The organism is Marinobacter sp. L-46 (genome assembly GCF_056859535.1).
This window is the reverse complement of record NZ_JBSXOP010000082.1, coordinates 1-8926: the sequence shown is the minus strand read 5'-3', so window position 1 is coordinate 8926 and position 8926 is coordinate 1. Positions and strand designations below refer to the sequence as shown.

Here is an 8926-nt window from a genome sequence, read left to right as displayed (position 1 = left end):
CTCCTTTCTGGATGTAGGAAAGGAAATCATGCGCCCAAACGGCATCTGTCGTTATGTGTCCTTTTACACGGGATCCTCCCTATGGATTCAAGGGCTTCCAGGGTGAACGGAACATAATGGGATTGGGAACATAATCCGGATAACCTCCGTTCCGGCGTCAGCAAGGCCCATCGCTACGAGCCGGACCTCAATCCGACCTATCAGGATATGGCTGGCCATTATGGCGTGGCCGTTGTCCCTACACGGGTTCGCAAGCCCCGTGACAAGGCCAAGGTGGAAGGTGGCGTATTGATCGTTGAGCGCTGGATCCTGGCGGCCCTGCGCCATCGTCAGCACTTCTCCCTGGGGCAGCTCAACGCCACCATCCGTGAGCTGTTGGAGAAGCTCAATAGCCGCCCCTTCCGCAAGTTGCCCGGGTGCCGGCTTGATCACTTCAAACAGCTGGACCAGCCGGTTCTACAACCGCTACCCGCCGAGCCGTATGTCTACGCCGAGTGGAAAAAAGCCCGGGTACACATCGACTACCACGTGGCCATCGATGGGCACTACTACTCGGTGCCCTACACCCTGATCAAGAAAGAGGTGGAGGTCCGGATCACCCAGAACACCATCGAATGCTTCCACCGGGGCAACCGGATCGCCAGCCACCGGCGTTCGGATCAGAAGGGTCGGCATAGCACCATCGCCGCTCACATGCCGGAGTCCCATCGCCAAGCCGGCGAGTGGACCCCAGAGCGACTGACCGCCTGGGCAGCCAAGACTGGACCGGCAACTGAAAAGCTTATCCGTACCGCGCTGGGGGCAAGAAAGCATCCGCAACAGGCCTATCGGTCCTGTCTGGGCATTCTCCGGCTGGGCCAGAGCTACGGCGAGGCACGATTAGAACGTGCCTGCCAACGCGCCCTGATGCTGGGCAGCTGCCGATACAAGAGCATCGAATCCATCCTCAAGCATCGCCTGGATGAGCAGCCCCTGGAAGAGCAACAAGAACTGGCCTTACCCGACACACACGACAACATCCGTGGCCCCGCCTACTACCACTGAAGGAACCTGACATGCTGAAACATCCCACGCTGGATAAGCTCCACGCCCTCAAACTGACCGGCATGGCCGCTGCCCTGACGGATCAGTCGGCCACCCCCGACATCACCGATTTGAGCTTCGAGGAGCGCCTCGGGCTACTCGTGGACCGGGAAATGACCGAGCGAGACAACCGGCGCATGACCAGCCGGTTACGCCGGGCCAAACTAAGACACGCGGCCATCCTCGAAGACCTGGATTACCGGCACTCACGTGGCCTGGACAAAGGGCTGGTTCAGTCACTGGCCAGCTGCCAGTGGGTCAAAGAGCATCTGAACGTGCTCATCACCGGCCCCACTGGGGTCGGCAAAACCTGGCTGGCTTGCGCCTTGGCACATAAAGCCTGCCGTGAGGGTTACACGGCCCAGTACGTTCGCCTGACCCGTCTGCTGCGGGAACTGACCATCGCCAAAGGAGATGGCCAGTACGCCAAGCTTCTGACCAACCTCGCCAAAGTCGACGTGCTGATCCTGGATGACTGGGGGCTGATGAAGCTGAGCGCAGAGAATCGGCGAGACTTGCTGGAGGTCCTGGAAGACCGGCATGGCAGGCGCTCCACCATCGCCACCAGCCAATTACCCATCGAAGAATGGCATGGCGTAATCGGTGACGCCACTCTGGCCGACGCCATCCTGGACCGGCTCGTACACAACGCCTACAAGATCAATCTGCGGGGCGAATCCATGCGAAAACAGCAGGCAAAGTTGACGGGCACTGAGACTTCGGAGTAAGAAGAGAAACCCCGCGTCGCTACGCTCCGATGGGTGGCAGCCTTGCTCCGGTCCGGGTGGCAGGCTTCACGTGGAATGGGTGGCAACCTTCAGCGGTTTACGCACACGCAGTGCCCGAGCACGTCTACCCTCCATTTTTTGAGGTAATGCGAAAGCGTAATAGCCTCACCATCATTAGGGCGGGGAGTGGCAAGGTCCGAAAGCTTTTTCGCTAGAGAGTCAGTCTTTGAATCGGAGATTTCTGCCTGCCAAAGTCGCTGCAGAGCTGACCAGCGCTGGATTGCAATAACACGATCTTTGGTTTCCAGACTTCCTCGCTTGCGCGTGAGCGGGTGTACGACGAAATAGACATCATGAGCATTGCGATATAGTCCGGGGTAGGCCGCTAGCGACTCATTAGCTTTAGAGCGATTTCTAGGTGCCATTTTAGGATGCGAGGCTCCGGGCTAGTCCGTAGATAATTGCATCATCGGATGGAGCGGCCCCATTGGTTCTTTGGGCCATCTCCATGTAGTAAGCGTCGAGATCGATTTTCCAGAGCTTCCCAAATTTAAATGCCCCCGGAATGACTGGACGGCCCTCGCAATCTCTCTCGCTGCAGAGCCTTCGGATAGTCGAGGCGGCTGGTGGATAGCTGTCGTCCGAGAAGACGATCTCGATAAAATCGGCTATAGATACTGGTCGCATCATTTACTCCGTTCGTTTGATCGTGAAGCGTGGTTTCAGCTGGCTTGAATCACTATGCGTGTAAATTCACGATACATAAATCAAACGAACTGCAAGCACCGAAAAACGATAGAAAACTCGCAGAGTTTTGTAGGCTGACCCAATGAGCGCATGCGTTGAAAGGGAAGGGGGGCATGAGGTGGACCCAATCAGTTGGACAACCTGATAGTGTCCCTAAGCTATGATCCGGTTGTTTCCCTGGCTCAGGCTGCCAAGGTTATGGGTTGCCCGGAGTACACCTCATCGGGCGTTTGGTAATCAAGGGTTTGGCGGTACCGGGTCTGATTGTAATGCCGGAAGTACCGGTGGAGCGCCTGCTTCAAGTGTCGGCCATCCTCGAAGGCAGTTAGGTAGACGCACTCGTGTTTGACGCTGCGCCAGAGCCGTTCCACAAAGATGCTGTCATGGTAGCAGCCTTTGCCGTCCATGCTGATCCGGATGCCATGCTCTTTGAGAACACCTGTGAAGGCCTCACTGGTGAACTGGGCACCCTGATCAGTATTGAAGATTTCCGGTGTTCCGTGGCGTTGCAGGGCCTCGATACAGAAGTCTGTGTCCATGGTGTTGGAGACCCGCCAGGACAGCACCGTGCGGCTGTACCAGTCGATGATGACGATCAGATACATGAAGCCCCGGGCCAGCGGCACGTAGCTGATGTCAGTTGCCCAAACTTGGTTAGGACGCTCGATCTTCAAGCCCTTGAGCAGGTACGGGTACACCTTGTGCCCGTCGCCCGGAATACTAGTTCTTGGTCGCGGGTGCAGCGGCTGATGCGCACCATGGGCATTCAGGCGGTGTACCCGTTTCCGGTTGACCCGGTAGCCTTGGTGCTGCAAGTGAACCCGCATCTTGCGAGAGCCATAGTACGGCGTTTCCACGTGCTGTTGATCAATCAGGTACATCAGATCCAGATCCTCCTGACATTGCTCACGAGGGAAGTAGTACACGGATGAGCGGGTCAGCTTGAGCAGCTCGCACTGGCGCGAAAGACTGACTTGGGGATGACCACGCTCGATCATCGCCCACCGCTGTTGACGGCTTACTGATCGAGCTTGCGCGACAAAAAATCGCGTTCCACCGTCAGCCGGCCGATCTCTCGGTAAAGTTCGTCTGTTCTGGGCTCATCAGATTGCTTGCCGGCCTTCTTCTTGCCCTCGAAGAGGTCGGGAGCGTTCTCCGGCAACTCGCGCTTCCAAGTGCTGACCATGGCGGGGTGGGTCTGAAAACGGGCAGTAATTTCGGATGTGGGCTGGTCGCCCTTGAGGGCAGCCCAAAGCAACTTTGGACTTGAATGATGCGCTGTATTGCTTGCGTTTCTTGCTCATGATTCTCCTTCTTGTGGAGATGATGAATCAGAGCTTGGGCACCTGTCCAAAATTTGGGGTCCACTTCAGGATATTGATAACGTTATCTGTTATCTGTTATCTGTTATCTGTTATTCAATCAGATATATTAATTTACAGGCATCTTCTGGATGCGAAAAACCTATTTTCATAGTAAAGCCAGCCCCAGAGGGGACTGGCTTTACGCGTGTTATTACAAGATCAACCAGTTGCTATCACCCTTTCCCGGCCTCTTTTAGGCAACGCTCACATGTGCAATAAAATCCAAAATCCTTTCTAAGGGATTTCTGGCGCGCCTGGAGGTTGTTAGGGGGTTCGTTATAAAAGTAGCTCCATGTAATCTCCTCACCCACGTTGATGTCTCGCAAAGCCTGTAAGCCATCGATTCTGGATTTAAATTCTTCTATGGAGCTTGTTTGTAGGCGTTCGCTGTTAGGTGCACAACTATGATTGGCGAGACCTACCCCAACAGCTATCGAAATTCGTTCACCGACTAGGGCGACCCCCTCTTGTATTGCTCGTATTTGGGATACGACATTGTAAGTGCATACAATGTTGTAGATTTTCCGTATCTTTTGTTGTGGTAGTCCGCTTTCGCGTGTAAGGATGCTCAGGATTTTTTTGTCCTTAGTCGTTAGTTTCGGTTTAAAGCTATCTTTGAACTGCAGTGTTTCCAGCATATATGTAGTTTCGAGCTACAACCTTCACTACCAGTTGGAGTGATAAATGAGCCTACAAACTGGAATGCTTCTCTCGATTAGCACTGGCATCCTTGCTGGTGCGATTTTAACGGCCTGGTGTTTGTACTCTCGGTACTGTGAGAAAAAAGAGCGTCGACAGTAAAAGCCAATGCGATGTGCAAACCACGTTTAGCCCGAATCCGATTAAGATCGGCCACTGGGTGATCTAAAGATGGGGTTTATCCGCTATCGATGGTTTTCACTGACACCCTGGACTGCACATCGCAGTGAAATCGTGTAGTGAGGAAAAAGTAGATTCAGGCCTCTCCCTGCCGGCCCTGAGTCCCCATCATCCTAGACAAATGGACTCGACCAAAACCCTATCACTGGCAAAAAGTAGTAAATGTGACGTTGGTGTGCGAGCCAGTGCGGAGTACTTAGTTCCTGGTCCCTGTAGGGGCGGTAGAAGTAATCGGTCCGGAAAGGTAGCGGCGCAGCACCCCATCCTTGTCTGTAAAAAATATTAGTGAGATGATTAAAAGTGTAAATAAAGTTAGATGAGTGTAAATAAAGTTCTGGCAGGCGGAAAAAAGGGAAAACATGCAATACGCAGGTTACGCGCATCTCATCAATCAGGACAGTATCTCGGCCATAGCGCCTGAAATCTCTGTAGAAGTGCGCTCGGTCACCCGCAAAGAAATCATCGGCCAGACCATAGCCGTGCCCGCAAAGCTGGTCCCGTCCCCTGATGATCGTCTGGGGCACGTTCTGTTCGCCATCAAACACGAAGGCATCAACTTGCAGGTATTGGCCCAGGCGCTGCCAGCCATCCCAGAACCAGAGATCCGGCAGGCCTTTGATGCCGCCCCAAACAGCCAATACCTGCGCAGGGCCTGCTTCCTGTGGGAACACTTTACCGGTGAGACGATTCAACGCGCCACGGAAAGCATCCAGCAGGCTTACGTGCCGTTGTTTAACCCCAAGGCCTACATTACCGGCCAGGGACAGAAGAATCCCCGTTGGCGAGTGATATTCAATGGCCTGGGCACACTGGATTATTGCATCACGGTGCGGCGAACCGGAGCGCTTCAGGCGTTGCTTGATGAACACTTGCTGCAAAAAGCCACTGAGTTCACCGAGTCACTGCCGAAAGATATTCTTAACCGCACGCTGGCCTGGGCCTATCTGCACGAAACCCGGGATTCCTATGCCATTGAAAACGAAGCGCCATCGGAAGACAAAGCTACCCGTTTCGTGAACCTGCTGAAACAGGCCCACAGCCCCAGAAAACTGGATGAAGACTACCTGGTAGACCTGCAAAATGCCGTTATCAGCAATGTGTTCTCCCAGGCTCTGTCTTTCCGAACGGAACAGAATTACCTCAGTAACGGCCTGCGTGGTGCGCTGGGGGTCACCTATGTGCCACCAGATCCGGAACTGTCACGCTCCTTGATGGAACAGCTGATGGCATTGGCAAACCAGCCACCGGAAGCGGTGGACCCACTGGTACTGGCAAGCATCGTATCCTTCGGCTTTGTGTTTGTTCATCCCTTTATGGATGGCAACGGCCGCCTGTCCCGGTTTTTGTTTCACCAGGTACTGTGCCAGCGTGGGGCTCTGAAAAACGGCCTGGTACTGCCGGTATCCATCGTGCTACGCCAGAATGAATCCGAATATCTTAGTGTGCTACAGGCGTTTTCGGAGCAGGCGAGGCAGTACTGGGACGTTACTTACATCGACGAAAACCAGTTCCAGTTTGAGTTTAAGGGCCATGAAGCCCTGTACCGATACTGGGATGGCACCCACTGTGCCGAATTTATGGCCCGGGCAACCAAACAGGCCATAGAACAACACCTGAAAGAGGAAACCGTCTTCCTCGCCCGGTACGACGCAATCTACCGGCGCATAGATCAAGCATTCGATATACCCAACACCGAGCTTTCCAGGCTGGTGATGTTTTGCCTGGATCAGAATGGCCGCATATCTAACCACCGGCGCAAGCAATATCAGTACAGGGTGCCTGAAGAGATCTTCGATGCGCTGGAACAGGCCTATCAAAGCGTGGTGGCCGCATCATGAACAAAGCACTTTACCTGCACCGCTATAACGAAGGCACGTTGGCTTCGACGCCGGAGCATCTTGAGCCATAGCCGAGTTACCCGGAACACGAACCCCGACACCATCTCCCCGTTTCCAGCTTCCCCAAACCCCTTTGCCGACGCTTACGTTTAATTTTGTTGCACACTCAGTCCAAAAGAGACTTTTTTGTGAAGAACATAAACAAAATTCTCCAGATTAGAGTGACCCCACAGGTTCACTGCAGGTACACACCTGCCGTCCATCACTTCTGACTGGTCCCAGGGTGTGCACCCACAGGTTCACTACAGGTACACACTCGTCGTCCATCACTTCTGGCTGGTTCCAGAGTGTGTACCCACAGGTTCACTGCAGGTACACACCTGCCGCCCATCACTTCTGACTGGTTCCGAGGTGTGTACCCACAGGTTCACTGCAGGTACACACCTGCCGCCCATCACTTCTGACTGGTTCCGAGGTGTGTACCCACAGGTTCACCACCGGTTCACAAGGTCTCTGCACCTTCAGTGCAGTGGATACCGGCAGTGCACCTATGGGTACACTGAGCGGACGACCTATGGAATACAGCCCCGGTTTCCAGGAACCGTTATGCGCCAAACGGCGGCCAAAAAACGGCATCGTTTGGTCATCTGGCGTTTCGAATCGCTGGTAGCATGAATCTCGTAGAACTGGGGCACAGCCCAGCCTTAGGTGGGGTTATGGGAGTAGAAAACCCCACCTAACGTAGACCCCAAATACCTTAGATGGGGATATTGCGCTCCATAACCCTACCTAGATTGGGAATATGCATGAATAAGAGATTGGGGGCTGTCTGAGAAAATAACAAATTCAAAACGTTTTACGTATCTAGGTGGGGTTATGGAGCGCAATATCCCCACCTAACATTCAGAAGATAATTCATTCAACTTAGGTGGGGATATGGAGCGCAATAACCCAACCGGCAGAAAGGTGGGATTTTACGATGTACGACCAAATCCGTGATCAGCTAATGGAAACGATAAAGGAACTTCATGAAGAGGCAGTAGATGTCGCGCAGGAACATTGGAACTGGCATTTAAGGGAGAACGCACTGAGGGAGCCGAAAGAGAAGGGAAGGTTGAACGTGCGGGTGCGACTGCACAAAGGTCGAGTGTTAGAGATTTGTTGGCTGAAGTTCCGTTTTCACAAGCCTGAAGGCAGTACCAAGTCGGCGGTTCAAAGCACACGGATCAAGAAGGGCCGTGACTATAAGTACCGAGCCGCATCCTTGAGCAGACGAGCAAAGAGTTGGGAGATAGAGCCGGTACTCGAGTTTGAAGAAAGGCTGGCAAAAATCCGCTCTGAGTACGCAGAGGTAAGCAAGGCGATTGCAACGATCGATCGCGCCAGGAAGAAGCGGCTGGTGCGTCAGGCATAGAATGTGGGGGTGTCTCATGAAGACTAAGGGCGCAGAAAAACGCGAAGGGCAGGTTATTCGCCAGGCCTACGCTGCATTATTGGCGAGGCGTGGTTTTGGTGACGTTGAGGTCTAACCAGTTTTGGCTTGCGACGCTCCTTGTCGTGTAACTGCGTTATCTTGTAGGAGTCGTGATAGATAACTCAAGGACTTTGTATGATTCACAAGCTCGCCGTTTGTACTGCCGCCCTCACACTATGCGGCCTCCACACCCCTGCAATGGGACAGGATGATCCGTTTGAGCCGTATGTCTACGCTGGTGCAGGCCCTATGCTCTGGATCTATGTTAACGATCAGGTTGAAGGGGCCGCTGTTGGTGCGGGTTTACAGGGAAGGCTCGGAGTCCAGATAACCGATATGATCGGTATCGAAGGGCGCTATGCAGCCGGTGGTGAGGACGACCTGGGTGGCGTGGATGTCAGCCTGGAAGGTGCCGGATCTCTTTTGTTAACACTCTCGAGTGAGATTGGTAATAACCACCGGATCGGAGTCTACGGTGGTGCGACGGCCGGTAAAATGAAATTCAGTTACGGACCCTATTGGGGCGAAGATTCCGATAGTGGCCCATCTCTTGGCGCCTTTGTTAATCTCGCCATTACTGAGAACCTCTATACCTATCTGGATTATGGCACCTACCTCTGGAAATCTGATTATATGGTGCAGGGTGTCAGTGTGGGACTTGGTGTATCGTTCTAACTAGTGTCCATCCAGAAACACGCATTTTCAGCCAGTTCAGCTCATTTCTGGAAATGGGGACTGAACTGAGTGCCTTCAATAAATTGGCGACAAGCTGAATATCGATCAACTTGACCATTATTTGATCAATCAGTCCAA

At 53.4% G+C, this 8926-nt stretch carries 5 protein-coding genes and 2 pseudogenes; 5 read left to right on the top strand and 2 right to left on the bottom strand.

Annotation, left to right across the window (positions count from 1 at the left end; genetic code table 11):
- Positions 1 to 135: 135 nt before the first annotated feature.
- Both istA and istB read left to right on the top strand, forming a co-directional pair.
- Positions 136 to 1044 (top strand): annotated as a pseudogene (gene istA / locus AC13DJ_RS14550) (IS21-like element ISSpu5 family transposase); the annotation flags it as partial.
- Positions 1045 to 1055: 11 nt separating this feature from the next.
- On the top strand, positions 1056 to 1811 hold the full coding sequence (gene istB, locus AC13DJ_RS14545) for an IS21-like element ISSpu5 family helper ATPase IstB (RefSeq protein ID WP_482933965.1): 756 nt from the start codon (positions 1056 to 1058) through the stop codon (positions 1809 to 1811).
- 929 nt (positions 1812 to 2740) lie between these two features.
- Here the strand turns inward: istB and AC13DJ_RS14540 are convergent.
- Positions 2741 to 3865: pseudogene (locus AC13DJ_RS14540) on the bottom strand (IS3 family transposase).
- A 230-nt stretch (positions 3866 to 4095) separates the two neighbouring features.
- Positions 4096 to 4560, bottom strand: a complete 465-nt coding sequence (locus AC13DJ_RS14535; protein WP_482933964.1) for an SET domain-containing protein — start codon at positions 4558 to 4560, stop codon at positions 4096 to 4098.
- Positions 4561 to 5160: 600 nt separating this feature from the next.
- On the opposite strand from AC13DJ_RS14535, the gene AC13DJ_RS14530 reads away from it, so the two are divergent.
- The 3 genes from AC13DJ_RS14530 to AC13DJ_RS14520 all read left to right on the top strand — a co-directional run bounded on the left by AC13DJ_RS14530 (position 5161) and on the right by AC13DJ_RS14520 (position 8788).
- Positions 5161 to 6639 (top strand): Fic family protein, encoded by a 1479-nt coding sequence (locus AC13DJ_RS14530; RefSeq protein ID WP_482933963.1) that lies wholly within the window; start codon positions 5161 to 5163, stop codon positions 6637 to 6639.
- A 979-nt stretch (positions 6640 to 7618) separates the two neighbouring features.
- A complete protein-coding gene (mobI, locus tag AC13DJ_RS14525) occupies positions 7619 to 8053 on the top strand; it encodes a conjugative transfer protein MobI(A/C) (RefSeq protein WP_482933962.1) in 435 nt (144 codons plus the stop codon).
- A 195-nt stretch (positions 8054 to 8248) separates the two neighbouring features.
- Entirely contained in the window at positions 8249 to 8788 is a 540-nt protein-coding gene (locus AC13DJ_RS14520) for a porin family protein (RefSeq protein WP_303293453.1), read from the top strand.
- Positions 8789 to 8926 lie beyond the last annotated feature (138 nt).

What these genes read in the sequence shown, in the direction of transcription:
- istB (WP_482933965.1), top strand. Translation starts at nt 1,056, where the DNA reads ATGCTGAAACATCCCACGCTGGATAAGCTCCACGCCCTCAAACTGACC.
- AC13DJ_RS14535 (WP_482933964.1), bottom strand. Translation starts at nt 4,560, where the DNA reads ATGCTGGAAACACTGCAGTTCAAAGATAGCTTTAAACCGAAACTAACG.
- AC13DJ_RS14530 (WP_482933963.1), top strand. Translation starts at nt 5,161, where the DNA reads ATGCAATACGCAGGTTACGCGCATCTCATCAATCAGGACAGTATCTCG.
- mobI (WP_482933962.1), top strand. Translation starts at nt 7,619, where the DNA reads ATGTACGACCAAATCCGTGATCAGCTAATGGAAACGATAAAGGAACTT.
- AC13DJ_RS14520 (WP_303293453.1), top strand. Translation starts at nt 8,249, where the DNA reads ATGATTCACAAGCTCGCCGTTTGTACTGCCGCCCTCACACTATGCGGC.